The following is a 25,514-nucleotide window of genomic DNA, read 5'->3' as shown; positions in this document are numbered from 1 at the left end:
ATGACCACCCAGACTGCCTGGCAGAACCTGTTCGGTCGTTGCCTGTTCATCAACCCGGCCCAGTACAACCCGGCTGGCCGTGAAGAATGGCAAGTGCTCAACGTTGCCAACTTCGAGTGCGTGCCTGAGCGTGACGGCACCAACTCCGACGGTTGCGTGATCATCAACTTCGCACAGAAAAAAGTGCTGATCGCCGGCATGCGTTACGCCGGTGAAATGAAGAAAGCCATGTTCTCGGTGCAGAACTTCCTGCTGCCGGCCGCTGACGTGCTGCCAATGCACTGCGCCGCCAACATCGGCGAAGAAGGCGACGTGACCCTGTTCTTCGGTCTGTCCGGCACTGGTAAAACCACCCTGTCCGCCGACGAAAGCCGTTACCTGATCGGTGACGACGAACACGGTTGGGGCGAGGGCGTAGTGTTCAACATCGAAGGCGGTTGCTATGCCAAGTGCATCGACTTGTCCGAGAAGAACGAGCCGGTTATCTGGAAAGCCATCAAGCACGGCGCGGTCCTGGAAAACGTCGTCATCGACGATGCCAAGCACGCCGACTATGCCGATGTCAGCCTGACCCAGAACAGCCGTGCCGCGTACCCGCTGGAGCACGTTGCCAAGCGTTCCGAGAAGAACCTCGGTGGCGAGCCGAACGCTGTGATCTTCCTGACCTGCGACCTGACCGGCGTGCTGCCGCCAGTGTCGATCCTCAACGAAGAACAAGCGGCCTACCACTTCCTGTCCGGCTACACCGCACTGGTGGGCTCGACTGAAATGGGTTCGGGCAGCGGCATCAAGTCGACCTTCTCGACCTGCTTCGGCGCACCGTTCTTCCCGCGTCCAGCCGGCGAATACGCCGAACTGCTGATCAAGCGCATCCGCGGCTTCGGCTCCAAGGTTTACCTGGTCAACACCGGCTGGACCGGCGGTGGCTACGGCGTCGGCAAGCGCTTCAACATCCCGACCACCCGTGCGGTGATCGCAGCGATCCAGAGCGGCGCGCTGATCGGTACCGAAACCGAGCACCTGGACACCATCAACCTCGACGTGCCGTTGGCCGTACCGGGCGTTGAGACTGGCCTGTTGAACCCACGCAACACCTGGGCCGACAAAGCCGCCTACGACGAAGCCGCCAAGGCACTGGCCGGCCTGTTCATCGAGAACTTCAAGAAGTTCGAAGTGAGCGATGCAATCAAGGCCGCTGGTCCTAAGTTGTAAGTGTTGGTTTGATGCAATGAAAAAGCCGCCCCTCGGGGCGGCTTTTTTGTGGGTGCTGTTTAACCGTCAGACGCACAACTGCCAATATAGAAATGGTCAATTCAGTAGTGGTGGCATGTTCAGCTGATCCCCAATGCAACGCTCGAAAATAGTTTGGAGGCCACTGTAATCGCAGGTGACCGCATCAATGTTCGCGGGAATCCATGCGCTGTCTTTGATCAGCCACCAATCAACAGCAAACCCTGCATTGATGATGATTTGCTCAAACAGGATCCGTTGAGCCCGACCGTTACCTTCGCGAAAAGGATGAATCACATTTAAATCACCATACGTTTCAGCAACCTTGACGATGAGCTCTGCTTTACTGGCGCCTTCGAACCACGCGGCATTTTCCATGACGCGAAAAATCTTTTCGGCTTCAGGGGCGATTCGGTCTGCTGCGCAGAAAAGTGTATCTCCTTTCTGGATATTCACTGTCCTCAATAGTCCCGCCCATTCGTAGACATCGGAAAACAAGGATTTATGAATATGCTGTAAAAGGCTGAGGTCGTACGGAGGGGGGAGGAGGCGGAATTTGCTGACGGCGATTTCTGAGAGTTCTCGCTCTGCTTTGTGTAGTTGCTCTTCATCATGAATGTTGAGCAGGTTACGCAGCACGTCGCTACCAGGGTAGCAGTAGGGGTCTTGACCGACCCCGTATTTATCCATCATTAACGAGGATTCTGACGATATTTATTGAGTACCGCCTCCCGCGATGGGAGCGGTTTTTCAGCATCGGCACGGGAAGTGTCGAAGCCTTCAAGACGCAAGCTCGCCAAGTAATTTGAACGGCGCACTTTGTCGTAATAATCCTGTTTTTGCTGAAAAGTCAGTTCGCTCATGACATCTGCCTCTTTGTGCAATGCCCAAGTGTAGCTCAAACGATCCGGTCGATAGACCGGTATTTTTGATGCTTCGCGGAGGATGATCGTTCCGACGTAGAGCGTAGGAACGATCTGTTCACTCCACTTTAGCCTGGCGCTTTCCAGTTGAGCATGCGTTGTTGGGCGACTTTCAGCTGGTCGCAGCCGTCCTGCGTTAGCAGGTAGAGCGCGTGGGTGATGTGCGGGATGTCTTCCACGTCACCGTTTGATCGTTCCCACGCTCTGCGTGGGAATGCAGCCCGGGACGCTCTGCGTCCCTTTCGAGAGCTGGAACGCGGAGCGTCCCTTGAGGCATTCCCACGCAGAGCGTGGGAACGATAAGGAGTCCCCGCTTGTAGGATCGGGCCGAACCTCGGCTAGGCCCTTTCCATGGGAATTTTCGCGAAGAGTGTTCTCGCGCTTTCCACCATCCCGCGCCCGCCATCTCAACGAATATGCTGGTACGAAGCCACATCCAGAAGGTCATTGCTCAGCCCGGCTGCCGGCACATAGATCGTGCCTTTCACTGCCGAGAACCTGACCCCATTGCTGCCCAGTGAAACGTAACGCTCGCCCTGGTCCAATTCGGTGAAGTAGGTGTACGAGCACTTCTCCATCGCTTTGTATTTCGCGGCGGCGCTGACCATGGCGTTGTGGTGGTTCTGCAGGTCGGCCGCGCTCAGGTTGAGGGTTTTGTCCAGCGGCACGCCCCAGCGCTTCAGGCACACTTCGGCAAAGTGACGGACGATCAGGCCGGGTTCGGCCAGCACTTTAGGGCCGCTGACCCCGTCTGCTGCGGCGTTGCCAACCAGCGTGCCATGGCGGCCGGGCATCGGGTAGATGTGGGTTCGGGTGCCGGTGGCCGTTTGCGGGATGACACAGCTGAAGCCTTTGGAGCGCTCGTCTCGGGCGTAGAAGCCGACATATTCTTTTACGTTGGCACTCAGTTTTACTTTGCTTTCCTGAAAGTTACCGATGCCCGGTACCGGATCAATCGCAAAAATATTGACCGGGATGTTCTTCAATTCGCTGTCGTTAAACATGGCATTGGCCAGCATGTGGCAACTAATGCCGCCGCGACTCCAGCCTACCAAGTTGACCTTGGTCGGAATAACACCGTCCTTGCGAAACGTTTTGATGATTTGTTCTTGCAACTTCTGCTGGGTCACACTGCGGTCGCCGTAGTTATATTTACGCCACAGCCAGGAACCTTCGACGATCACGTCTTCGATTGGAATGCCGGCTGCCTTCAGGCGGTTGTATTCGGTCTCGGTCAGCTTTTCACGTTGCCAGTCACATTGGCCTTTGATGATGTTGATGGCGTGCTTGACGTTCTCCTCCCAGCCCTTGCCGAACAAGGTGCCGCTCAAGCCATAGTCCTTGGATTGAGTGAACAGCTCATCAGCTTGCAGGTTGCTGGTACCGGGGCCGTCGACCACGATCCATTCGGCAAATTCTCTGCCAGCATGATGGGAGGCGAGTGCCGAAACCAGTTCGCCATTCCAGTAAGTTGGGTTTTGGTTGTCGAATTTGGTCGAACCGGTACCGCAAAAGAAAATAGTTAATGTAGTCATTGTGCTGCTCTGTTTTGTTTTAAGAGCCTGCAGACTAGTTTGAGTAAATTGGATTATGAAGTGGTTAGTTGTTACCGGGGTTGTAGTATTTGTTTTTGGCTTTAATGTCTTATTCTTTGTTTTGCAACTTCCAGTAGTTGGCAGCCATCCTGCGTTAATAGATAAAGCGCATTCACGATGTGAGGGATGTCTTTAACGTCGGCCTGTTTGAAGCACAAGCAATAAAGCGTTTCGAGCAAATCGCTGGCTGCCCGCAGGCGTTGATGCGCGGCGTCGAGGATGTCGCCGGTGCTGGCCGTGGTGTCGATGACGAGGACGGGCGATTCGCTGTAACTGGTTTTGAGGGGACGATAGCGGTCGGTCGGAGGATCGGGGAGCGTCATTGAGTTGCGTCCTGTGCGAAAGCGGCAAGTGTTCCCGGCAGGCCGAGTCACTGGTTTCAGCCGCGCCGGTGACTATAGAAGGGCGTGGTGTGGTGCGACAAGACGGCTGAGGTCGACAGGTTTTGTAGGGTTTTTATTGGCTAATAAGGAAATGGACTACGTCTTGGTTGATGGTGCCTCAGACGCTGTAGGTTGTTTCGGCTTCTGTGGTGATTGGGCTGACCTCTTCCCGCAAGCCGTGCAATCCATGCAAGCCATCCGCTGTATCATCCCGTATCGTTTTTTGCCCCGACCTTTTCTCGACTCGCTGCGATCGCCGGCTAGGCTTTGCTCATCGCAGCGGTCAACGGAGTGACAGCTTATGCACAACACCCTGGAACAGGTTTTCGGTTATCCACAGTTTCGACCCGGTCAGGAAAAAACGCTCAACGCCATCATGGCGGGGCGCTCGGCGGCGGCGATTTTTCCCACCGGTTCCGGCAAATCCCTGTGCTATCAATTATCGGCCGTACTGCTGCCGCACCTGACGTTGGTGGTTTCGCCGTTGCTGGCGTTGATGCAGGATCAATTAGCGTTTCTGCAACGCCACGGCATTGCGGCGGGCAGTATCGATTCGGCGCAGAGTCGCGATGACGCCAGCGAGGTGATGGCCCGCGCCAGGTCCGGCGAATTGAAGATCCTGATGGTGTCGGTGGAACGCCTGAAGAACGAGCGTTTCCGCAATTTCCTGCAGCAAGTGCCGATTTCGTTGCTGGTGGTGGATGAGGCGCACTGCATCTCGGAGTGGGGCCACAACTTCCGCCCGGATTACCTCAAGCTGCCGGACTATCAGCGGCAATTCAACATCCCGCAAGTGCTGCTGCTGACGGCGACCGCAACGCCCAAGGTCATCGTCGACATGCAGGCGAAATTCGCCATCGCTGCCGAAGACGTGGTGACCACCGGTTTCTATCGCCCGAACCTCAATCTCTGGGTAGAACCGGTGCGCGGTCAGGACAAGCGACGGCGCCTCGTTGAATGGATGAGCGAACGTCCCGGACAGCCGAGTATCGTCTACGTCACCTTGCAAAAAACCGCCGAGCATATTGCCGAACACTTGCAACGCCATGGCATTCAGGCCGAGGCTTATCACGCCGGTTTGCCCCACGAGCAGCGCGATGGCATCCAGAAGCGTTTCATGGGCGGGCAGTCCAATTGCATCGTCGCCACCATCGCTTTCGGCATGGGCATCGACAAGAGCGATATCCGCAACGTCGTGCATTTCGACTTGCCCAAATCCATCGAAAACTACAGCCAGGAAATTGGCCGCGCCGGGCGTGACGGTCAGCCGTCCGATTGCCTGGTGCTGGCCAACCGCGACAGCCTCAACGTGTTGGAAAACTTTGTTTACGGCGATACCCCTGAGCTCGACGGTATCCGCCATGTACTCGACGAGTTGCAAGCGTGCGCGCCGCAAGGGGAGTGGGAGTTTCTGTTGGGGCCCTTGGCGGACAACAGCAATATTCGCCAGCTCCCGCTCAAGACCTTGCTGGTGCAACTGGAGCTTCGTGGAATCATCGCCCCGCGTTACGCCTATTACGCTGAGTACCGTTTCAAATACCTGGAGGAACCCGAAGCGTTGCTGGCTCGTTTCGAAGGCGAGCGCAGGGATTTCGTCGCGGCGATCATCCAGACCTCAAAGCGAGCGCGCAGCTGGGCCACGGTGAATTTCGACGCGCTGTACGAGCAACATCAGGCCGAGCGCAACCGGGTGGTCAAGGCGCTGGATTACTTCCAGGAGAAGGGCTGGGTCGAGCTTGAAAGCAAGTTGATGACCGAGGTCTATACCCTGCTGAAAACAGATTTCGACCCCCAGGCACTCAGCGCTGAACTTCACGCCGGTTTCACTCAGCATGAACACACCGAAATCACGCGGATACACGCGATGCTGGATCTGTTCGCCACCGACCGTTGCCTGGGATTTCGATTGGCTGAGTATTTCGGCGACAGCAATGCCCCGCAACAGTGCGGGCATTGTTCGGTGTGTCACGGTCAGGTCGCCCGGCTACCGGCACCGCCGGAGCTGCCGGCACTTGTGGATAAACACTTCGAGGCGCTGTGCGGCGAGTTTATCCACAGGCATGAGCAGCACACGGGCAGCATGCCGTCGGCTGAGCGAGTGACGCGGTTCTTGTGCGGGATCAGTGTGCCGCTGTTTACCAAGCTCAAGGCCCGCACGATTCCGGGATTTGCGGTGCTGGAGGAGTATCCGTATGCCGAGGTGCGCAACTGGTCCCAGTCACACCTTTAACCTGCAGGGATTGGCGAATGTCTTGGGACGCATCCATCCGCTGAATGTCGCTCATCACAGGAATAAATTTCAAAAAAGCGTGGTGGCTGACTATGGTGAGGGCTGTCTTTGGATCGCCAACAAGAGAACAAGATATGAGCCAGACACCGTTCGACATTCAGCGCGCAGCCGTGATCGGCGCGGGCACCATGGGCCGTGGCATTGTCATGTGCCTGGCCAACGCCGGCGTAGCGGTGCAGTGGGTCGACAACAATCCGCAGATGCTTGAGCAGGCACTGGTTGCCGTCGCGGACACCTACGCCCACAGCGTGCGGCAGGAGCGAATCAATCAGGCCGAGGCCGATGCCCGCATTGCCCGGGTCACCAGCGCGGCTGATTATGCGGCCATCCGTGACGTTGACCTGGTGATCGAAGCCGTTTACGAAAACCTGGAACTCAAGCAGTCGATTTTCCGTGAACTCGATAGCCTGCTCAAACCTGAAGCCATTCTGGCGAGCAACACCTCGGCGCTGGACATCGACGCAATCGCTGCTGTCACCGGTCGCCCTCAGCAAGTCCTGGGCCTGCATTTTTTCAGCCCCGCGCACATCATGAAACTGCTCGAAATCGTCCGCGGTGCCCAGACCGCTCCCGCGGTACTTGAGGCAGCGCTGGCGCTGGGCAAGCGCATGGGCAAGGTCAGTGTGGTGGCGGGCAATTGCGACGGCTTCATCGGCAACCGCATGCTCAATACCTATGTACTCGAAGCGCGCAAAATGCTGCTGGAGGGGGCTTATCCCTATCAGGTGGATGCGGCGCTGCAAGGTTTCGGTTTTGCCATGGGGCCGTTCCGCATGTTCGACGTCGTCGGTGTCGACCTGCAATGGCGCGCCCGGAAACTGTCGGGTGTGGGGCAGGATGCGCCAGAGGTTCAGGTGGATAACCGCCTGTGTGAACTGGGCCGTTTCGGTCAAAAGAGCGGCAACGGGTTTTATCACTATGAGCCGGGCAGCCGTCAGGCCGAACACGATCCGCAGGTCGATGCGCTGGTGCTGGAAGTCAGCGAAGGCTTGGGCTTTCATCGTCGCGAAATAAGCCAGGAAGAAATCCTCGAGCGCTGCCTGCTGGCCCTGGTCAATGAAGGCGCGAAGATTCTTCAGGAAGGCATCGCAGAGTCCGCCCACGATATCGATCTGGTGTACCTCAACGGCTACGGCTTCCCGGCCGACAAGGGTGGGCCAATGGCTTGGGCGGACCAGCAGGGGTTGGCGGATATTCATCAGCGTTTGCTGGCGCTGGAGACCCGCCAGGGGGATCACTGGAGCCCGGCGCGGTTGATAGGCGAACTGGCGGCGGCGGGTAAAGGGTTTGCCGACAGGTGATCGATGGGATGCCTGGGAGGGCGCCTTCGCTGGCAAGCCAGCGCCCACAAGGTTAGTGGTGGTCTGTGGGAGCTGGCTTGCCAGCGATGATCACGACGCGGTTTCACTTTAAAATCGAAGTTCAAGCCCCAGGAAGCAACGCAGATGCCGCAACGCACCGAATACCGACACTTCCAGCCCATCACCACCCGCTGGCATGACAACGATGCCTACGGTCACGTCAATAACGTCACCTACTACAGCTTCTTCGATACGGCGGTGAACACTTACCTGATCGAAGTCGGTGGTCTGGATATCCATGACGGCGAAGTGGTGGGGTTCGTGGTGAGCTCAGCCTGCGATTACTTTGCTTCCATCGCTTTTCCGGAGCGGATCGAGATCGGGTTGCGGGTCGCAAAACTGGGCAACAGCTCGGTCCAGTACGAGTTGGCGGTGTTCAAGCAAGGAGAGGACGAAGCCTGCGCAGCGGGTCGCTTCGTGCATGTGTTTGTCGACCGCGCTTCGAATCAGCCGGTGGCGATTCCGGCCGGTTTGCGCGAGGCACTGGAGCGTCTGGTGTTGTAACACCGGCAAAAAAAATCGCAGCCTTCGGGCTGCGATTTCGTTACCAGCGAGACCTCTTCGGTCAGTCGCGATGGCGATAGTGTTTGTGGTGCTTGCGATGACCATAGGCATGGCCACGGCCCGGGTGACCGTCACGGTAGTAACGACGATCATCATGGCCACGATAACGGCGATCGTCATCGTCGTCGTCATCGCTCTTGTTGCCCATGTAGTTACCCAGCGCGCCGCCGGCGCCGCCGCCTGCTGCGGAGCCGATCAGGCTGCCGGTGGTGCCGCCCACACTGCGGCCGACCACGTTACCGCCAGCCGCGCCCAACGCACCACCAATGGCGGCTTCGCCACGGCTGCGTTTGTCTGCGCCAACTGCGCTACCACCCGCGCCGCCCAGGGCCGCGCCGATAGTGGAACCTGTATTGCCGCCAATCGATTGGCCGACGACTGAGCCTAGAACCCCGCCCAATGCGCCGCCCACACCTGCTTCGGTGGTGCCGCCGGCAGAGGCAATGCCACTGACCAGGCCAAGGGACAACAAGAGAATCGAGGAGAACTTCATGGAGGAACCTCAAGGGGATGACGACGCGATCCTGAGGCTGTGTCAGAGGTGTGACAATCGAAATCCGACGAGTAACACGACTTCAGCACATTTCTATAAGTTGCTGTTTTTTGGGCGGAACTTAACTGTTTTTCGCCGGTCTTTTACTACTTCGCAAAGGCTGTTTTCGTTAGAAAACGGCCTTTTTTGTGGGCGTTTGGAAATTTTTCGACAGTATTGAAACATGGATTGAACCGTCCGGCGCCATCGCGAGCAGGCTCGCTCCTACAGTGGATTTCCGTCGAACACCAATGATGTGTTCACTGAAGATCGAATGTGGGAGCGAGCCTGCTGGCGATGGGGGCAGATCAGACGTCGCGTTACGCCGACCTGGCCATGATCAACCCGCTCTCACTCGCCGCTTCCAGGCGGATCGCCACAAATTTCGACGTCGGCGTATGACTACCGTCCCCGGTGCTTTCCAGCGGCACCAACGGATTCACTTCCGGGTAGTACGCCGCCGCCTGCCCGGCCGGGATGTCGAATGCCAGCAGCGTGAAGCCTTTCACCCGGCGTTCGACGCCGTCATCCCAGAGCGAAACGATGTCAGCCTTTTGCCCCGGTTTGAAGCCCAGGCGAATGATGTCGGCTTCGTTAACGAACAACACATCGCGCTGACCCTTCACTCCGCGATAACGGTCGTTGAGGCCATAGATCGTGGTGTTGTACTGATCGTGCGATCGCATCGATTGCATGATCAGGTCCGGCAGCTTGCCGGTGGCGCGAGTGCGTTCGTGTACCAGGTCCTTGGGCAACAGGTTCGGTTTGAAATTGGCCCGGCCTGACGCAGTGTTCCACTTGCGCGCACCGGCACTGTTGCCGAGGTAGAAGCCGCCCGGGTTCTTGATCTTTTCGTTGAAGTCTTTGAAGTTGGGAATGGTCTCGGCGATCAGGTCGCGGATGCGGCGGTAGTCGCCGACCAGCCAGTTCCAGTCCACCGGATGACTGCCCAGGGTTGCGGCGGCGATGCCGGCGAGGATTGCCGGCTCAGAGCGCATCTGGTTCGACAGCGGCTCCAGTTGACCATTGGAGGCATGGACCATGCTGAACGAGTCTTCGACGGTCACCGCTTGCGGGCCTTCGGTTTGCCGGTCGATGTCGGTGCGGCCCAGGCAGGGCAGAATCAACGCGTCTTTACCGTGAGCCAAATGGCTGCGGTTGAGTTTGGTGCTGATCTGAACGGTCAGGTCACAATTGCTCAGGGCCTGGAAGGTCCGAGTGCTGTCGGGGGTGGCTTGGGCGAAGTTGCCGCCCAGGGCAATGAACACTTTCGCCCGGCCTTCGGCCATGGCGTGGATGGCCTCGACCACGTTGTGGCCATTTTCACGGGGCACCTTGAACTGGAAGCGCCGTTCCAGCGCATCGAGAAACGCCACCGGCGGACGTTCGTTGATGCCCATGGTCCGGTCGCCCTGCACGTTACTGTGGCCGCGCACCGGGCACAGGCCTGCGCCCGGCCGACCGATGTTTCCGCGCAGCAGCATCAGGTTGGCGATTTCCTGGATGGTCGCCACCGAGTGGCGATGCTGGGTGATGCCCATCGCCCAGCACATGATGACGTTCTTGCCCTTGGCGTACATGCGCGCGGCTTGCTCGATTTCCACCAGCGGCAGGCCGGATTGCGCGACGATCTGCTCCCACGGGGTGTCGTCGATGACAGCCAGGTAGTCCAGCACGTTGACGCTGTGCTCGTTGAGGAAGTCGTGGTCGAACACCGCCGGCGCGCCAGTCTTTTGCGCATCGCGTTCCCACTGCAGCAGAAACTTGGCCATGCCGCGCATGATCGCCATGTCTCCGCCCAGTGCCGGGCGGAAGTACGCGGTGTTGGTTGGCTTGTCACTATTGGTGAGCATTTCGATCGGGTGTTGCGGATGCTGGAAACGTTCCAGGCCGCGCTCCTTGAGCGGGTTGATGCACACCACTTGTGCGCCACGCTTCACCGCCTCACGCAGCGGTTCGAGCATCCGCGGGTGGTTGGTGCCAGGGTTCTGTCCCCAGACGAAAATCGCATCGGCGTGTTCGAAGTCATCGAAGGTTACGGTGCCTTTGCCGACACCGACACTTTGCGACAACGCAACACCACTGGCCTCGTGGCACATGTTCGAGCAGTCGGGAAAATTGTTGGTGCCGTAGGCGCGCACAAACAATTGATAAAGAAAAGCCGCCTCGTTGCTGGCCCGCCCCGAGGTGTAGAACTCGGCCTGATCCGGGCTCGACAGGCCCTTCAAGTGTTTGGCGATCAGTGCAAAGGCTTCGTCCCAGCTGATGGGCTGGTAGCGATCGGTTTGTGCGTTGTAACGCAGCGGCTCGGTCAGACGGCCCTGATATTCGAGCCAGTAGTCGCTCTGCTCCAGCAAGGAAGTGACGCTGTGTCTGGCGAAGAACTTGCCATCGACCCGGCGTTTGGTCGCTTCCCAGTTCACCGCTTTGGCGCCGTTTTCACAGAACGCCACCATGCCGGCTTCATTGGAATCGCCCCAGGCACAACCGGGGCAGTCGAAGCCGCCGTTCTTGTTGGTCTTGAGCATCATGCGCAGGTTTTTCAGCGCGTTGTCGCTGGTCAACCAGGCCTGGGCGACGCTGATCAGTGCGCCCCAACCACCGGCCGGACCTTTGTAGGGTTTGTAGCGAGGAACGGGTGTCTGGTCGGCTTGACGGTGTTGACTCACGCTTGATTCTCCAAAGCAGGGCTGTAAACCCGTGGCGCATTTTTCTGTGGCAAATGGATGAGGTTGAGGTTGTGTCGACGGGCCCACTGCACGGCAAGGCCCGTGGGTGACGACAGGCTGACCAGGGTCTGGATGCCGGCGCGCAAGACTTTCTGAATCAATTCGAGACTGCAACGGCTGGTGACAATCGCCAGCCCGCCTTCAATCGAAATGTTCTGGCGAACCAGTCCGCCGATCAGCTTGTCGAGGGCGTTGTGCCGGCCAATATCTTCGCGACCGAGCAACAATTCGCCTTGGTCATTCATGAACACCGCGGCATGCACTGCACCGCAATGCTGGCCCAAAGGCTGGAACGCGCCGATGCGCTGGCGCAGGCCGTCGAGCCATTCGGCGGGCGGTAGCGGGGCGCCGGGCAACACTTTGAGATCCGGCAGGGCCTGCTCCACCGCTTCTACGCCGCACAGGCCGCAACCGCTGGTGCCGGCCAGTTGCCGACGCTGCTGCTTGAGGTTCCAGAACGCACGGTTGGCGATGGTCACTTGCGCGTATTGAGCTGACCCTGAACCGCTGAGCTGCAAATCATAAATATCATTGGCGTCCTCGATGATGCCGCTGCCCAGGCTGAAGCCGACAATAAAGTCTTCGAGGTCAGTCGGCGTCACCAGCATCACGGCTTGGCTGATGCCGTTATAGGCAATCGCCAACGCGACTTCTTCGGCCAGCGCTGTGCTGTCCGATTCCGAATATTCAAGATTGCTGTAGCTATAGGTCTGGCTGGCGGCGGGCGCGGGCGTTTCGAGGGCAGGCGCCGCGCAGGCAGGGCGCTTGGCTTTCATGGCATCACCGACGGTTTGGTCAGCTTTAAGACTAGGCGCGGCAAACTGTCGCGTCTAATCGCTATTACTGATGTGCCGATAGATGCCGTCGATCAAGCTTGGGTCAACGATTGTTGATAGATCGCAAAGCAAGCTTCTGCCAAAGCCGAGCGTGGAGCACTGCGACGCATGATCAACCCCAGCCGGCCGAGCGTCTGGGCATTTGCAATCGGTTGCAGGCGCAAGTGCTCGGTCAGGCCTTCGAGACCACCCTCCAGCGGCATCACCGCACAACACAGGCCGCCATGCACAGCTTGTAACAGTTGATGCACGGCGTCGGTCTGTAACAGGGGCTGCGGGGTGAGGCCACGGCTGTGGAAGTTGTGATCGATGGACTGGCGAAAGTGCATGCCGCTGGTGAGCATGCCCAGCGGCAATTCGATCAGCGACTCCCAACTCAGCGGCGCCTCGCCAAAGCTGAAGAATCGCTGATCGTAGAGCAGACCCATGCGGGTTTCGCTGAAGGCCAGCGAGTCGAAGTGTTCGCCGTCCAGGCGTTCCAGATAGGAAACTCCCAGATCCAGACGATTGTTCGCCAATTGTTCGAGGATCTGTTCGGAGCTGAGCGCCGACAGTTCAAAGCGCAGGTTCGGGTGTTCGGCGTGCAGGCGTTGCATCAACGGCAGCGGATCGAAGCTCGACAGCGGCACCACTCCCAAACGCAAAGTCCCCACCAGATTGCCGCGACAGGCCGCTGCCTCGGCGTACAAGCCGTCATAGGCGGCCAACACGGTCCGCGCCCAGGCCAGCACGCGTTCGCCCGGCGCGGTGAAGCCCTCGAAGCGTTGCCCGCGATTGACCAGTGGCAGCTCAAGCTCTTCTTCAAGGCTGCGCAGGCGCATGGACAGCGTCGGCTGGGTGATGTGACAACGCGCGGCGGCCTGGCCGAAGTGCCGGGTTTCGTCGAGAGCGATCAGGAATTTCAGCTGCTTGATGTCCATCTTCGCTCCAGGGGTCGGGAAGCTACGGATTCTATCGCAAGCGGGGTCATTGGTCGGGTTGGATTCGCAAGTGACGGCGGTGGTCTAGGCTTTTGTGTCTGGAACAATCAATTCCCAAGGAGAGCACACGATGAGCCTGTTCAGTTTTCTGAAAGAAGCTGGTGAAAAAATCCTCGATGCACTGACGCCCGACAAGGCTGAAGCCAACAGTGAAGCGTTGACCAAACACGTGCAGAGCGCGCTGACAGGGATCGACACTTCAAAGATCCAGGTCAAGGTCGAAGGCGATAAAGTCATCGCCACTGGCGAAGCAAACAGCCAGGAAGAGAAAGAAAAGATCCTCCTGGCGTTGGGCAACGTTGCCGGTGTCAGCGCTGTTGACGACCAGATCACTGTTACTGGACCTGTGGTCGTGGCCGCCAAGTTCGTCGTGGTCGAGAAGGGCGACACCTTGAGCGCCATTTCCCTGCGTGTGTATGGCAATGCCAACCTGTACAACAAAATCTTCGAGGCGAACAAACCGATGCTCAAGGATGTGAACAAGATCTATCCGGGGCAGTCGTTGCGGATTCCCGAGTAAAAACAAAACCCGTGGCAAGGGAGCTTGCTCCCGCTGGCGTGCGAAGCACTCCCAATCCGGCTGATGTGTTCTTTCTGATAGATCATGTCAGCTGAAGTGCGCCTGCTGCGCAGCCGAGCGGGAGCAAGCTCCCTCGCCACAAGGTCTCAAAGCCCGGCAATCAAATCCCGATAATCCTCAACTGCCGCAAACTCCGCCGTATCCCTCGGCCCTTGTCGGCTGTCCGGTTCTTTTACGGCCAGCAAATGCGCCACGCCAAAGTTTCGCGCACTGCGCAGGATCGACAGGGTGTCATCGATGAACAGACTGCGCGCCGGGTCGAAGTCGATGTCGGCCTGCAACGCCTCCCAGAACTGCGGGTTTTCCTTGGGGAAACCGTAATCGTGTGAGCTGATCAACCGCTCGAAGTAGGGCGCCAGTTCGATTTTTTCCAGTTTCAAGGACAGCGAATCGCGGTGTGCGTTGGTGATCAGCACCACGCGTTTGCCGGCCTGTTTGATCGCCGCCAGGAACGTGTCCGCGTCCGGGCGCAGGGCGATCAGATGAGCGGTTTCCAGTTTCAGGTCGCGCACCGACAGTTTCAGTTCGGCGCTCCAGAAATCCAGGCAGTACCACTGCAACTGACCGGCATGGCGCTCGAACAACGGTTGCAACTCCATCTCGGCCATGGCCCGGCTCACGCCGTGCAGGTCTGCATAACGCTGGGGCAAATGCTCCAGCCAGAAGTGGTTATCGAAATGCAGGTCCAGCAGCGTGCCATCCATATCCAGCAGAACGGTGTCGATGTCGCGCCAGGGCAGCAGGGACATAAAAAACTTCTCCAGCGGTAAAAAGATATCCGAGGTAAACAATCAGGATAGGCCGGGTATAGTAACCCGTTCACGCCAAGGAGCCGCTCATGCGCCAGAAACCCACCATCCTCGCCCGCGAGATTGTCGCCACCAGCCGTTTGTTCTGCGTTGAGGAGCTGAAACTGCGCTTTTCCAATGGCGTTGAGCGCACCTATGAGCGATTGGTTGGAAAGGGTGCAGGGTATGGCGCGGTGATGATCGTGGCGATGCTCGATGCCGATCACGCGGTGCTGGTCGAGGAGTATTGCGGTGGCACGGATGCGTACGAATTATCGCTGCCCAAAGGCCTGATCGAGCCGGGCGAAGACGTACTCGCAGCAGCTGAGCGCGAGCTCAAGGAAGAGGCAGGTTTTGGCGCGCGGCAATTGGAGCATCTGACCGAGTTGTCGCTGTCGCCCGGCTACATGAGCCAGAAAATCCAGGTGGTGCTGGCCACCGATCTCTACGAAGAGCGTCTGGAAGGTGACGAACCGGAGCCGATGGGCCTGGGCAAAGTCAACCTGCGCGAGTTGTCGGCGCTGGCGCAAAACCCGCAATTTACCGAAGGCCGTGCCTTGGCGGCGCTGTATCTGGCCCGTGATCTTTTGACTCAGCGTGGAGTGTTTTTGCCATGACGTTCCCTCACCCATTGATGGCCCCCGTGATTGAACTGGCCCTGAAGGCCGGTGAAGCGATCCTGCCGTTTTGGCGAACTGGCACAGCGGTGACGGCCAAATCCGATGACTCGCCTGTCACGGCGGCAGACCTGGCGGCTCATCATCTGATTCTGGCTGGGCTGACGGCGTTGGACCCGAGCATTGCGGTGCTGTCAGAGGAGGATGCCAATATCCCGCAAAGCGTGCGTGCGGGATGGCAGCGTTGGTGGCTGGTCGATCCGCTGGACGGCACCAAGGAGTTCATTGCCGGCAGCGAAGAGTTCACCGTGAACATTGCCCTGATTGAAAACGGCCAAGTGGTGTTCGGCGTGGTGTCGATGCCGACCAATGGACGCTTCTATGTCGGCGGTGCCGGGCTCGGCGCGTGGCGGGGTGATAAAGGCGCTACGCCGGTGGCGATCCAGGTGCGCGATGCCTTGGCTCCCGGTCAGCCGTTCACCGTGGTTGCCAGTCGCCGCCATACCAGCCCGGAACAGGAGCGTTTGTTGGCAGGGTTGAGCGCCAGCCTTGGCGAATTGCAACTGGCCAACATCGGCAGCTCGCTGAAGTTTTGTCTGTTGGCTGAAGGCGCAGCGGATTTTTACCCGCGTCTGGCACCGACTTCGCAATGGGATACCGCGGCGGCGCAAGGTGTGCTTGAAGGCGCGGGCGGTGAGGTGCTGGATTTGAGCGGCGCGCGGTTCTGTTATCCGGCGCGGGAATCGCTGTTGAATGAGTTCTTCCTGGCGTTGCCGGCGAAGGCAGCATGGCGCGAGCGGTTGCTGGAACTCGCGCGCTCCTGAGTTTCAAGTTTACTTGTGGCGAGGGAGCTTGCTCCCGCTGGGTCGCGAAGCGGCCCCATTTCCGTTGTTTACGGCTGCTGCGCAGCCGAGCGGGAGCAAGCTCCCTCGCCACAGGGTTGTTCATTGCCCGCAAGTTTAACGGTGCAATACATATTGTCCGGTAAACCTCACAGCATCCTCATCACGGCCTTCATTGAAGACCCGCGTATGCAGCGTCAATCGCGCTCGGCTGTATCGCTGGAACGTGGTCAGGAATTTCTTCCAGATCACCGGATCCGGCGCCTGGCAAATGACATTGGCATCCCCCGTCACCGGCAGCGGATAACTGATCTGCCCTTCCTGAATCACGATGTGCCCGTCGGTGATGCCTTCTTCCTTGAGGCGCAAATGCAGCCAGCCCCAACCGGCCAGCACGGCGCCGCAATACAAGCTGCCGCCGAACATGGTGCTCTTGTGGTTGACGTTGGCGTCCAGTGGCAAGTGCAGGCGCAGTTGCTGATCGTGCCAGTCGAGCACCTTGAGGCCCATATCCCGGGTGAGGGGGATGTCGTGGTGGAGGACGGATTCCAGTTGACGACTTTCGCGGCTCATTCAGGGCCTCTTATTGGCAGTTGATGGTTTGACGAGGCTCAATCGAGGTCGTCGGTGTGGCTGGCGGCACCGCTGTCGGCGAAGCTCAGACCGTGTTTGCGCAGTTTGTCGTGCAAGGTCTTGCGCGGAATGCCAAGGGCTTCGGCAACGCTGCGCACCGAGCTGTGCGAGCGCGCCAGTTCCGCGGCAATCAGGGTTTTCTCGAAGTTTTCCACTTGCTCGCTCAAGCCTCCGCTGACCATTTCAACCACGGTCCCGACGGCGCCCTGCGGCTCATTGTTGTCCAGTGCCAGTTCCAGGCCGAGGGCGAAGCGTTCGGCAGCGTTTTGCAGTTCGCGCACATTGCCGGGCCAGGTGTGGCGCAACAGCAGTGCACGTTGCCCCGGCTGCAGTTCATGGGGCGGCAAGCCATGGCGAGCGCTGGCTTCATCGGCAAAATGCTGGAACAGCACCAGCGCATCTTCACCGCGCTCGCGCAGCGGTGGAATGCGCAGCGGCGCGACGTTCAGGCGGTAATACAGGTCGGCGCGGAAACGGCCCTGATCGGCTGATTGCCGCAGGTCTTCCTTGGTGGCGGCGATGATGCGGATGTCCAGCGGGATCAATTGATTGCCGCCCAGGCGTTCGACCACCCGCTCTTGCAGCAGACGCAGCAGTTTTACCTGCACATCCAGGCTCATGCTTTCGATTTCATCGAGGAACAGCGTGCCGCCGTTGGCGAATTCGAACTTGCCGATGCGACGCTTTTGCGCGCCGGTGAAAGCGCCCGGTTCATGGCCGAACAGTTCACTTTCGACCACCGATTCGGCCAGCGCCCCGGCATTGATCGCCACGAACGGGCCGTTACGCCGGCTCGACAGGTCGTGCAGCGCCCGCGCGACGACTTCCTTGCCGGCTCCGGTTTCGCCGAGGATCAGCACGTCAGCCTTGGTCGCCGCCAATGCGCCGATCTGCTCGCGCAGGCGCAGCATCGACGGCGAATGCCCGACCAGGCGAGTGCTCAGCTCATTGCGATCGCTCAGTGCCAGACGCAGGCTGCGGTTATCCAGCACCAACCGGCGCAGGGCCAGGGCGCGGCGCACGCTGTCGAGCAGGGCGTCGCTGGCGAAGGGTTTTTCCAGGAAGTCATAAGCCCCGGCGCGCATGGCTTGCACCGCCAGCGGCACGTCGCCGTGACCGGTAATCAACAGTACCGGCAGCTCCGGGTCCTGGGCGTGCAGTTCGGTCAGCAGTTCGAGACCGTCCATGCCCGGCATGCGAATGTCGCTGACCACCACACCCGGCCAGTCACGTTCCAGTTGCCCGGCCAGGCCCTTGGCTTCGGCCAGCGGCAGGATTTTCAGGCCGGCCAGATCGAGGGTCTGGCTCAAGGCCTGGCGCAGGTGGGGATCGTCGTCGATCAACACGACCTGAATGCGATTGTCGATGGTCATGCACTTCGGTCCTCGGACGGTTGCAGGCTCACACCGGGTGCGCCTGCGCGTAGCTTCAGGGTAATCAGCGCGCCGCCCTCCTTGTGGTTGGCGAACGACAGTTCACCACCGAAGGCGCGCATCAGCGTCTCGCAAATGGCCAGGCCCAGGCCAAGCCCCTGAGTACGGGTCTTGGTGGTGTAGAAGGGTTCGCTGGCGCGACCAAGGGCTTCCATGCAAAAGCCGGGGCCGTTGTCGCGAATGTACAGGTGGACGCCATCGGCAGTGGTCTGGGCACTCAGCCATAGTTTGCGTGGCGGACCTTTTTCCGTGAGGGCGTCGAGTGCATTGGCCAGCAGGTTGCCGAGCACTTGGCGCAGACGGGTTTCACCGGCTTCGACCCACAATGTCGCGGCAGGCAAGTCGCGGATCAACTCGACTTCCATGCTGCGTCGACGCTTGGCCAGCAAGGCCAGGGCATCGTCCAGCGCCGGTTGCAAGGCCACGCTTTCCGGCGCGTGGCGGTCGCGACGGGCGAAGGCCCGCAAGTGAGCGATAATCGACGCCATGCGCCCGGTCAGTTCGCTGATCAACTTGAGGTTGCCGCGGGCATCTTCGGTGCGTTGATGGTCGAGCAACACTTCGGCGTTTTCCGCGTAGCTGCGAATGGCGGCCAGCGGTTGATTGAGTTCGTGGCTGATACTCGCTGACATGGTGCCCAGCGCCGAGAGTTTGCCGGCCTGCACCAGGTCATCCTGGGCGCGCACCAGGTCCTGCTGAGCCTGCTCGCGTTCCAGCACTTCCTGTTTCAGGCGACGGTTGAGGCCTTCCAGATCGCTGGTTCGCTCGGCCACCCGACCTTCCAGTTCGCGCCGGGCCTTGGCTTCGAACGCGATACGTTCCAGGTAGTGACGGCGACGCTGCATCATCAGGCCGAGCAGCAGCATCAACACCAACAGCGTGGCGCCGCCGATGGCCACGACGGTGCGCACCGGGCGGTCGATCAGGGTGCGAGGGGCGAGGATGCTGACGTTCCAGCCGGTTTCTGCAATCGCTTGGGACTGGGTCAGCCAGGCGTTTGGATTGAGTTTCAACGGTCGCGGATCACGGGTTGGATAGGGCTGGATCGCGCTGATTGCCTTGCGCTCTTCTTCGCTCAGCGGTCGGGTCGCGCGAAAGCGCCATTCCGGCCGCGACGTAAGGATCACCACGCCGTTGTGATCGGTCAGCAGCAGTTGTTCAGGGGTTTTGCCCCACAGGCTTTCGGTGTGGTCGAGGTCGACCTTGACCACCAGCACACCGGTGATTTTCTCGCCATTGCGCACCGCTGCGGCGAAGAAATAGCCGCGTTTGGCCGAGGTGGTGCCCAGCCCGAAGAAACGTCCCAGGCGCCCTGCCATCGCTTCGCTGAAGTACGGGCGGAAGGAGAAATTGCGCCCGACGAAACTGTCGTGCTTGTCCCAGTTGGAGGCGGCCAGCGTCTTGCCCGTGGTGTCCATCAGGTACATGACTTCGGCGCCGGTCTGCGTGCTGATGTTTTTCAGCAGACGATTGGCATTGCCCTGGGTGACGCTATCGTCGGGAGCGCCGAGTACGGCGCGCAGGGCCGGCAGATCGCCGAGAATCTGTGGCAATACTTCGTAGCGGTGCAAAGTGCCCAGCAGGTTGGCGACGTACAGGTCGAGGGTCTGGCGATTTTGCCCGGCCAGTTCGCTGCGGTAGTAGCGCTCGGCCAGATGCTCGAGCGGCCACAGCAACGGCGCCAGGCACAATGCCAGCAGCGCCAGGCTGCGCCAGCGGGGTCTGCGGGGGAGGGTCGGAGTCATGAGCATCGAGCGCCTGTGGATATCGACGCATTATGCCTAGGCAAAGACGTCGGCGTCCTTGAAGAGTGTTGCATTCTGATCCCTGGGCGACAGTTGTGGTGCGCAGTCCAGTTGCCAATCGATGGCCAGGTCCGGGTCGTTCCAGCGGATGCTGTGTTCGGCGGCCGGGTTGTAATAGTCAGTGGTTTTGTAGAGGCACTCGGCAACCTCGCTCAACGCCACCAGGCCGTGAGCAAAACCTTCGGGAATCCACAGTTGGCGACGGTTTTCGGCGGACAGGCGCACCGCAATCCACTTGCCGAAGTGGGGCGAGCTGCGGCGGATGTCCACAGCCACGTCGAGCATTTCGCCAATGACCACGCGCACCAATTTGCCCTGAGTGTTTTGCAACTGGTAATGCAGGCCTCGAAGTACGCCTTTCTTCGAGCGGGAATGATTGTCCTGGACGAACGTGGGGGCCAGCCCCGTTGCTTGCTGAAAAGCGCGGGTGTTGAAGCTCTCGAAAAAAAAGCCGCGCTCATCGCCCATGACGGTGGGTTCAAGGATCAGCACACCGGGCAGGTCGGTGGTGACGGCTTTCATGGCTTTCTCCAGAAATGGGCTAATGCCCGACATTCTTGCGCAAGGGGCCGATCGAAGCGAGGGGTGGGGGTTGCGTATCGTCTTCGGCAGTGGCGATATAGGCGCCTAAAAACATTTCAGGGGTCGTTGTATGCCGCTCGCCACGTTGATTCATCGCGCCAGTTTGCCCAGCCCGCAAGTGTCTGCGGAGCAAGCGCTAGAGCTGTTGCAGGAGCATTACGGACTGAGCGGCAGATTGCAGGCCCTTGGCAGCCAGCAGGACCTCAACTACCGCGTCGATAGCGAGCAGGGCCGGTTTGTTCTGAAAATCTGTCGCGGAGACTACTCGGCACTGGAGTTACAGGCCCAGCATGCCGGGCTCAAACATTTGGCGCAGCACCCCGACGTGCATGTGCCACGAGTGATCGCTGCCAAAAACGGTGCGGATCTACTCTCGTTGAATGTCGCGGGCCAGGCGGTACATGTGCGCCTGCTGGACTACATCGAAGGCCAGTCGCTGACCCACCTCGAATACTTCAACTCCACGGTGGTGGCCGGTTTCGGTCGCTTGTGCGGCGAGATGGACCTGGCACTGGCGGATTTCGACCATCCGGGGCTGGTGCGCACGCTGCAATGGGATGCGCGCCACGCGCAGGCCCTGATCGCGCATTTGTTGCCGGTCATCCAGGACGACAACCAGCGCCGGCTGATCGCCGAAGCCGCGGAACAGGCAGAACGCCGTCTGCAACCCCTGGAAGACAAGCTGCCTGTGCAAGCCATTCACATGGACATCACCGATGACAACGTGGTGTGGCAGCGTGATGCCCAGCGTCATTGGCAGTTGCAAGGCGTGATCGATTTCGGCGATCTGGTGCGCACCTGGCGCATCACTGACTTGTCGGTGACTTGCGCGGCGCTGTTGCATCACGGCGAAGGCGATCCGTTCTGCATACTGCCGGCGGTGCAGGCCTATCATGCGGTGAATCCGCTGACCCACGAGGAGTTGCTGGCGTTGTGGCCGCTGATCGTCGCCCGTGCCGCGGTATTGGTACTCAGCGGTGAACAGCAGGTCAGCATCGATCCGGGCAACACCTACAGCCGCGATAATTTGAGCCACGAGTGGGAGATTTTCCGCGTGGCGACTTCGGTGCCGCTGGCGCTGATGGAAGCGGCCATCCTGACGGCGGTTGGCCAGAACCTGCCGGACATTGGCAGTGAAGGTTTTGCGCCGTTGCTGCCAAGCCTGGTCGGGCGTGAATTTGCCTTGATTGACCTGGGCGTTCTCAGCCCGCACTTCGAAGCGGGGAACTGGGAACAAGCAGGCACCGATCAGCGATTGCTCGACGAAGCTGCCGCCGTCCACGGTCTGGCGGCCAGTCGGTACGGGCAATACCGGTTGTCCCGCACCCGTCCGGATTGCGCCGCCGAACCGGACACTTGCCCGTTGCACGTCGAGTTGCGGGTGCCTGCGGGCACGACGATCGAGGCACCCTTTGCCGGCGTGGTTCACCAGCCGTTGCCGGATGTGCTGCAACTCGACGGTCCGCAACTGTGCGTGCGGCTCTGGGGTGTCACGCCGTCATTGCATGCAGGTGCGGCATTGGTCAAAGGCCAGGTGTTGGGCTCGGTCAGCGGACCGCTGATCGTGCAGTTGTGCCGAGGGTCTTCGTTCAGTGCGCCGTTGTTTTGCACGCCGTCGCGTGCGGCCGCGTGGCAGGCATTGTGTCCGTCACCGGCAGCATTGCTGGGCCTGGCCTGTGATGCGCAAATAGAGCTCGACTCGCAAACCCTGCTGGCCCGCCGCGACGCCAGTTTCGCCCGCACACAAAAACACTATTACGTCGACCCGCCGCGTATCGAGCGCGGCTGGCGCAATCACCTGATCGACATGCAGGGCCGTTCCTACCTCGACATGCTCAACAACGTCGCGGTGCTCGGCCACGGTCATCCACGCATGGCCGCGGTCGCCAGCCGTCAGTGGTCGCTGCTCAACACCAACTCGCGGTTCAACTATGCCGCGGTCGCGGAGTTTTCCGAGCGATTGCTGAAACTGGCGCCGGATTCCATGGACCGCGTGTTCCTGGTGAACAGCGGGAGCGAGGCCAATGATCTGGCGATCCGTCTGGCATGGGCTTACAGCGGCGGTCGCGACATGCTCAGCGTGCTTGAGGCCTATCACGGCTGGACGGTGGGTGCTGACGCGGTGTCGACGTCGATTGCCGACAATCCCAAGGCCTTGAGCAGCCGTCCGGACTGGGTGCATCCGGTGACCGCCCCGAATACCTACCGCGGCGAATTCCGTGGGCCGGACAGCGCGCCGGACTACGTGCGCAGCGTCGAACACAACCTGGCGAAAATCGCCGAACAGAAGCGCCAACTGGCCGGTTTCATTTGCGAGCCGGTGTATGGCAATGCCGGCGGTATCTCGCTACCGCCGGGTTACTTGAAGCAGGTTTACGCAATGGTTCGCGCCCAGGGCGGTGTGTGCATCGCCGACGAAGTGCAGGTCGGCTACGGCCGCATGGGCCATTTCTTCTGGGGGTTCGAAGAGCAGGGCGTGGTGCCGGACATCATCACCATGGCCAAGGGCATGGGCAACGGCCAGCCCTTGGGCGCGGTGATCACTCGCCGGGAAATCGCCGAAGCGCTGGAGGCCGAGGGCTATTTCTTCTCATCGGCGGGCGGCAGTCCGGTCAGTTGCCAGGTCGGCATGGCGGTGCTGGATGTCATGGAGGAAGAAAAACTCTGGGAAAACGCCCAGGTCGTTGGCGGGTACTTCAAGGAACGCCTTGAAGCGCTGATCGATATTCATCCGTTGGTGGGTGCCGTGCATGGGTCCGGGTTTTATCTGGGGGTCGAGTTGATCCGCAATCGCGAGACCCTGGAGCCGGCCACCGAAGAAACCACGGCGCTGTGCGATCGTTTGCGTGAGCTGGGGATTTTCATGCAGCCGACCGGTGATTTCCTCAACGTCCTGAAGATCAAGCCGCCGATGGTGACTTCGCGCCAGAGCGTGGATTTCTTTGTCGACATGCTCTCGAGGGTGTTGTCGGAAGGCCTGTAAACACGGCCCCCTGTAGGAGCGAGCCTGCTCGCGATGAGGTTGTGACAGTCACAGAATTCGTGGCTGAAAAACCGCTATCGCGAGCAGGCTCGCTCCTACAGTTTTTGGGGTTTTAGTTCGATTGTTATCGGGTTTAAGTGGGTATTTTTAGACGTAAGGCATATTTATCGCTTTAAAAGCAGATTTTTATCGGATATAAAGTCGCCATTGCCAGGGCGTGGATCAACCATGCCCGAACGTCACGCACTTGCCCGGAGATGATCCATGAGCCGTATCGTTACCGTCGCCGCCACTCAGATGGCCTGTTCCTGGGACCTTGAAGGCAACATCGAAGTGGCTGAACGGCTGGTCCGTGAAGCCGCCGCCAAAGGTGCACAGATCATCCTGATCCAGGAACTGTTCGAGGCGCCGTACTTCTGCCAGAAGCCCAATCCGGATTACCTGCAACTGGCTACGACGGTGGAAGACAACGTCGCGATCAAGCATTTCCAGAAAGTCGCCAGGGAACTGCAAGTGGTGCTGCCGATCAGCTTCTACGAATTGGCCGGTCGCGCGCGTTTCAACAGCATCGCAATCATCGATGCCGACGGCAGCAACCTCGGGATTTATCGTAAAAGCCACATTCCGGACGGTCCCGGGTATCACGAGAAGTATTACTTCAACCCGGGTGATACCGGCTTCAAGGTGTGGAACACCCGCTACGCGAAAATCGGCGTGGGCATCTGCTGGGATCAGTGGTTCCCTGAAGCTGCGCGCAGCATGGCGTTGCAAGGTGCGGAAATCCTGTTCTACCCGACCGCCATCGGCAGCGAACCGCACGACAAGACCATTTCGTCCCGTGATCACTGGCAGCGTGTGCAACAGGGCCACGCCGGCGCCAACCTGATGCCGCTGATTGCCAGTAACCGCATTGGCAACGAGGAACAGGACGGCTACGACATCACGTTCTACGGCTCGTCGTTTATCGCCAACCAATTCGGCGAGAAGGTGCAAGAACTCAACGAGACCGAAGAGGGCGTACTGGTCCACAGTTTCGACCTCGACAAACTCGAACACACTCGCAGCGCCTGGGGTTCCTTCCGCGACCGCCGTCCGAACCTGTATGGTGCTATCAAAACCCTCGACGGATCCCTGGAGTCCTGACTGCCATGACCACTTTGAACAGCACCCCTCGCGCAGACGGCTTCTACATGCCGGCCGAGTGGGCACCGCAAACCCAGACCTGGATGGTCTGGCCCGAGCGCCCGGACAACTGGCGCCTGGGCGGCAAACCGGCGCAAGCCGCGCACGTCGCGGTAGCCAAGGCCATTGCCCGTTTCGAACCCGTGACCGTGGCGGTTTCCGCCGGCCAGTATGAAAACGCCCGCGCCCGCCTGGACGTGCCGAATATCCGCGTTGTCGAGATGTCCAGCGACGACGCCTGGGTCCGCGATACCGGCCCGACATTCGTCATCAACAACAACGGCGAAGTCCGTGGCGTGAACTGGGATTTCAACGCCTGGGGCGGTTTTGACGGTGGCCTGTATTCGCCATGGAATCGCGACTCGCAGGTGGGCGGCAAGATCCTCGAGATCGAGCGCAGCCCGCGCTATCGCACCGAAGGCTTTGTGCTCGAAGGTGGTTCGATCCACGTTGACGGCGAAGGCACGTTGATCACCACCGAAGAATGCCTGCTCAACCGCAATCGCAATCCGCACATGAACCGCGCGGAAATCGAAGCGGTGCTCAGTGCCAACCTGGCTGTGGATAAAATCATCTGGCTGCCGGACGGTCTGTTCAACGATGAAACCGACGGCCATGTGGATAACTTCTGCTGCTACGTGCGTCC

23 protein-coding genes are annotated in these 25,514 nt (G+C 59.7%); 10 read left to right on the top strand and 13 right to left on the bottom strand.

Features of this window, described 5'->3' with window-relative positions; translation table 11 throughout:
* A partial coding sequence (locus D8V06_RS16985) for a phosphoenolpyruvate carboxykinase (protein ID WP_130931362.1) occupies nt 1-1,212 on the top strand: 1,212 nt, incomplete at its 5' end.
* 96 nt (nt 1,213-1,308) lie between these two features.
* Here D8V06_RS16985 and D8V06_RS16980 read toward each other — a convergent pair.
* The 4 genes from D8V06_RS16980 to D8V06_RS16960 form a co-directional block, all read right to left on the bottom strand.
* Nucleotides 1,309-1,923: a putative adenosine monophosphate-protein transferase Fic gene (locus D8V06_RS16980; protein ID WP_130931361.1), complete on the bottom strand. Its 615-nt coding sequence runs from the start codon at nt 1,921-1,923 to the stop codon at nt 1,309-1,311.
* Nucleotides 1,923-2,093 carry a YhfG family protein gene (locus D8V06_RS16975; RefSeq protein ID WP_082557510.1) on the bottom strand — a complete coding sequence of 57 codons (171 nt, stop codon included), beginning with the start codon at nt 2,091-2,093 and terminating at the stop codon, nt 1,923-1,925. Before D8V06_RS16975 ends, D8V06_RS16980 begins: the two co-directional genes overlap by 1 nt.
* A gap of 467 nt (nt 2,094-2,560) precedes the next feature.
* Nucleotides 2,561-3,688 carry a hypothetical protein gene (locus tag D8V06_RS16965; protein WP_056852112.1) on the bottom strand — a complete coding sequence of 376 codons (1,128 nt, stop codon included), beginning with the start codon at nt 3,686-3,688 and terminating at the stop codon, nt 2,561-2,563.
* A 101-nt stretch (nt 3,689-3,789) separates the two neighbouring features.
* Nucleotides 3,790-4,071: a hypothetical protein gene (locus tag D8V06_RS16960; RefSeq protein WP_056852113.1), complete on the bottom strand. Its 282-nt coding sequence runs from the start codon at nt 4,069-4,071 to the stop codon at nt 3,790-3,792.
* Between the two features lie 361 nt (nt 4,072-4,432).
* Between D8V06_RS16960 and D8V06_RS16955 the strand changes: the two genes are divergently transcribed.
* The 3 genes from D8V06_RS16955 to D8V06_RS16945 all read left to right on the top strand — a co-directional run bounded on the left by D8V06_RS16955 (nt 4,433) and on the right by D8V06_RS16945 (nt 8,286).
* Nucleotides 4,433-6,361 carry a RecQ family ATP-dependent DNA helicase gene (locus D8V06_RS16955; protein WP_130931360.1) on the top strand — a complete coding sequence of 643 codons (1,929 nt, stop codon included), beginning with the start codon at nt 4,433-4,435 and terminating at the stop codon, nt 6,359-6,361.
* 134 nt (nt 6,362-6,495) lie between these two features.
* Complete coding sequence (locus D8V06_RS16950) at nt 6,496-7,722, top strand: 3-hydroxyacyl-CoA dehydrogenase (RefSeq protein ID WP_056852115.1); 1,227 nt, start codon at nt 6,496-6,498, stop codon at nt 7,720-7,722.
* A 144-nt stretch (nt 7,723-7,866) separates the two neighbouring features.
* Entirely contained in the window at nt 7,867-8,286 is a 420-nt protein-coding gene (locus D8V06_RS16945; RefSeq protein WP_130931359.1) for a thioesterase family protein, read from the top strand.
* Nucleotides 8,287-8,347: 61 nt separating this feature from the next.
* Here the strand turns inward: D8V06_RS16945 and D8V06_RS16940 are convergent, their stop codons facing one another.
* The 4 genes from D8V06_RS16940 to D8V06_RS16925 all read right to left on the bottom strand — a co-directional run bounded on the left by D8V06_RS16940 (nt 8,348) and on the right by D8V06_RS16925 (nt 13,363).
* Nucleotides 8,348-8,839, bottom strand: a complete 492-nt coding sequence (locus tag D8V06_RS16940) for a glycine zipper domain-containing protein (RefSeq protein ID WP_056852117.1) — start codon at nt 8,837-8,839, stop codon at nt 8,348-8,350.
* Nucleotides 8,840-9,198: 359 nt separating this feature from the next.
* A complete protein-coding gene (locus D8V06_RS16935) occupies nt 9,199-11,547 on the bottom strand; it encodes an FdhF/YdeP family oxidoreductase (protein WP_130931358.1) in 2,349 nt (782 codons plus the stop codon).
* Nucleotides 11,544-12,383, bottom strand: coding sequence for a formate dehydrogenase accessory sulfurtransferase FdhD (gene fdhD, locus D8V06_RS16930; protein WP_130931357.1), 840 nt, complete (start codon nt 12,381-12,383; stop codon nt 11,544-11,546). The genes D8V06_RS16935 and fdhD overlap by 4 nt, the downstream gene beginning before the upstream one ends.
* Before the next feature lie 92 nt (nt 12,384-12,475).
* Complete coding sequence (locus D8V06_RS16925) at nt 12,476-13,363, bottom strand: LysR family transcriptional regulator (protein ID WP_056852120.1); 888 nt, start codon at nt 13,361-13,363, stop codon at nt 12,476-12,478.
* 130 nt (nt 13,364-13,493) lie between these two features.
* Between D8V06_RS16925 and lysM the strand changes: the two genes are divergently transcribed.
* Nucleotides 13,494-13,943: a peptidoglycan-binding protein LysM gene (gene lysM / locus D8V06_RS16920; protein ID WP_056852121.1), complete on the top strand. Its 450-nt coding sequence runs from the start codon at nt 13,494-13,496 to the stop codon at nt 13,941-13,943.
* Between the two features lie 146 nt (nt 13,944-14,089).
* On the opposite strand, the gene yrfG is transcribed toward lysM, so the two are convergent.
* Entirely contained in the window at nt 14,090-14,752 is a 663-nt protein-coding gene (gene yrfG, locus D8V06_RS16915; protein WP_056852122.1) for a GMP/IMP nucleotidase, read from the bottom strand.
* An 89-nt stretch (nt 14,753-14,841) separates the two neighbouring features.
* Between yrfG and nudE the strand changes: the two genes are divergently transcribed.
* Nucleotides 14,842-15,408: an ADP compounds hydrolase NudE gene (nudE, locus tag D8V06_RS16910; RefSeq protein ID WP_034148495.1), complete on the top strand. Its 567-nt coding sequence runs from the start codon at nt 14,842-14,844 to the stop codon at nt 15,406-15,408.
* Nucleotides 15,405-16,232, top strand: a complete 828-nt coding sequence (gene cysQ, locus D8V06_RS16905; protein ID WP_130904490.1) for a 3'(2'),5'-bisphosphate nucleotidase CysQ — start codon at nt 15,405-15,407, stop codon at nt 16,230-16,232. The genes nudE and cysQ overlap by 4 nt, the downstream gene beginning before the upstream one ends.
* 135 nt (nt 16,233-16,367) lie before the next feature.
* Here cysQ and D8V06_RS16900 read toward each other — a convergent pair whose 3' ends face one another.
* From D8V06_RS16900 to rfbC, 4 genes are read right to left on the bottom strand one after another with little or no spacing between them, the layout of a single operon-like run.
* On the bottom strand, nt 16,368-16,823 hold the full coding sequence (locus D8V06_RS16900; RefSeq protein WP_130904489.1) for a YiiD C-terminal domain-containing protein: 456 nt from the start codon (nt 16,821-16,823) through the stop codon (nt 16,368-16,370).
* A gap of 38 nt (nt 16,824-16,861) precedes the next feature.
* Nucleotides 16,862-18,256: a sigma-54 dependent transcriptional regulator gene (locus D8V06_RS16895; RefSeq protein ID WP_130931356.1), complete on the bottom strand. Its 1,395-nt coding sequence runs from the start codon at nt 18,254-18,256 to the stop codon at nt 16,862-16,864.
* Nucleotides 18,253-20,061: an ATP-binding protein gene (locus D8V06_RS16890; RefSeq protein WP_056852532.1), complete on the bottom strand. Its 1,809-nt coding sequence runs from the start codon at nt 20,059-20,061 to the stop codon at nt 18,253-18,255. Before D8V06_RS16890 ends, D8V06_RS16895 begins: the two co-directional genes overlap by 4 nt.
* Before the next feature lie 36 nt (nt 20,062-20,097).
* Nucleotides 20,098-20,643 (bottom strand): dTDP-4-dehydrorhamnose 3,5-epimerase, encoded by a 546-nt coding sequence (rfbC, locus tag D8V06_RS16885; protein ID WP_130904487.1) that lies wholly within the window; start codon nt 20,641-20,643, stop codon nt 20,098-20,100.
* A 130-nt stretch (nt 20,644-20,773) separates the two neighbouring features.
* On the opposite strand from rfbC, the gene D8V06_RS16880 reads away from it, so the two are divergent.
* The 3 genes from D8V06_RS16880 to D8V06_RS16870 all read left to right on the top strand — a co-directional run.
* Nucleotides 20,774-23,686: an aminotransferase gene (locus D8V06_RS16880; RefSeq protein ID WP_130931355.1), complete on the top strand. Its 2,913-nt coding sequence runs from the start codon at nt 20,774-20,776 to the stop codon at nt 23,684-23,686.
* A 264-nt stretch (nt 23,687-23,950) separates the two neighbouring features.
* Nucleotides 23,951-24,829 carry an N-carbamoylputrescine amidase gene (gene aguB, locus D8V06_RS16875; RefSeq protein WP_130904485.1) on the top strand — a complete coding sequence of 293 codons (879 nt, stop codon included), beginning with the start codon at nt 23,951-23,953 and terminating at the stop codon, nt 24,827-24,829.
* A gap of 5 nt (nt 24,830-24,834) precedes the next feature.
* Nucleotides 24,835-25,514 (top strand): agmatine deiminase family protein (locus tag D8V06_RS16870; protein WP_177434444.1); only part of this gene is annotated, 680 nt, incomplete at its 3' end.

Source organism: Pseudomonas sp. Sample_24 (assembly GCF_004307605.1).
Lineage (GTDB): Bacteria > Pseudomonadota > Gammaproteobacteria > Pseudomonadales > Pseudomonadaceae > Aquipseudomonas.
Note: the sequence above shows the minus strand (reverse complement) of the source record. Positions and strands in the feature narration are given on the sequence as shown.

What these genes read in the sequence shown, in the direction of transcription:
- fdhD (WP_130931357.1), bottom strand. Translation starts at nt 12,383, where the DNA reads ATGAAAGCCAAGCGCCCTGCCTGCGCGGCGCCTGCCCTCGAAACGCCC.
- cysQ (WP_130904490.1), top strand. Translation starts at nt 15,405, where the DNA reads ATGACGTTCCCTCACCCATTGATGGCCCCCGTGATTGAACTGGCCCTG.
- D8V06_RS16890 (WP_056852532.1), bottom strand. Translation starts at nt 20,061, where the DNA reads ATGACTCCGACCCTCCCCCGCAGACCCCGCTGGCGCAGCCTGGCGCTG.
- D8V06_RS16950 (WP_056852115.1), top strand. Translation starts at nt 6,496, where the DNA reads ATGAGCCAGACACCGTTCGACATTCAGCGCGCAGCCGTGATCGGCGCG.
- D8V06_RS16925 (WP_056852120.1), bottom strand. Translation starts at nt 13,363, where the DNA reads ATGGACATCAAGCAGCTGAAATTCCTGATCGCTCTCGACGAAACCCGG.
- yrfG (WP_056852122.1), bottom strand. Translation starts at nt 14,752, where the DNA reads ATGTCCCTGCTGCCCTGGCGCGACATCGACACCGTTCTGCTGGATATG.
- rfbC (WP_130904487.1), bottom strand. Translation starts at nt 20,643, where the DNA reads ATGAAAGCCGTCACCACCGACCTGCCCGGTGTGCTGATCCTTGAACCC.
- D8V06_RS16960 (WP_056852113.1), bottom strand. Translation starts at nt 4,071, where the DNA reads ATGACGCTCCCCGATCCTCCGACCGACCGCTATCGTCCCCTCAAAACC.
- D8V06_RS16975 (WP_082557510.1), bottom strand. Translation starts at nt 2,093, where the DNA reads ATGAGCGAACTGACTTTTCAGCAAAAACAGGATTATTACGACAAAGTG.
- lysM (WP_056852121.1), top strand. Translation starts at nt 13,494, where the DNA reads ATGAGCCTGTTCAGTTTTCTGAAAGAAGCTGGTGAAAAAATCCTCGAT.
- D8V06_RS16965 (WP_056852112.1), bottom strand. Translation starts at nt 3,688, where the DNA reads ATGACTACATTAACTATTTTCTTTTGCGGTACCGGTTCGACCAAATTC.
- D8V06_RS16980 (WP_130931361.1), bottom strand. Translation starts at nt 1,923, where the DNA reads ATGATGGATAAATACGGGGTCGGTCAAGACCCCTACTGCTACCCTGGT.
- D8V06_RS16940 (WP_056852117.1), bottom strand. Translation starts at nt 8,839, where the DNA reads ATGAAGTTCTCCTCGATTCTCTTGTTGTCCCTTGGCCTGGTCAGTGGC.
- D8V06_RS16895 (WP_130931356.1), bottom strand. Translation starts at nt 18,256, where the DNA reads ATGACCATCGACAATCGCATTCAGGTCGTGTTGATCGACGACGATCCC.
- D8V06_RS16945 (WP_130931359.1), top strand. Translation starts at nt 7,867, where the DNA reads ATGCCGCAACGCACCGAATACCGACACTTCCAGCCCATCACCACCCGC.
- aguB (WP_130904485.1), top strand. Translation starts at nt 23,951, where the DNA reads ATGAGCCGTATCGTTACCGTCGCCGCCACTCAGATGGCCTGTTCCTGG.
- D8V06_RS16955 (WP_130931360.1), top strand. Translation starts at nt 4,433, where the DNA reads ATGCACAACACCCTGGAACAGGTTTTCGGTTATCCACAGTTTCGACCC.
- D8V06_RS16900 (WP_130904489.1), bottom strand. Translation starts at nt 16,823, where the DNA reads ATGAGCCGCGAAAGTCGTCAACTGGAATCCGTCCTCCACCACGACATC.
- D8V06_RS16880 (WP_130931355.1), top strand. Translation starts at nt 20,774, where the DNA reads ATGCCGCTCGCCACGTTGATTCATCGCGCCAGTTTGCCCAGCCCGCAA.
- nudE (WP_034148495.1), top strand. Translation starts at nt 14,842, where the DNA reads ATGCGCCAGAAACCCACCATCCTCGCCCGCGAGATTGTCGCCACCAGC.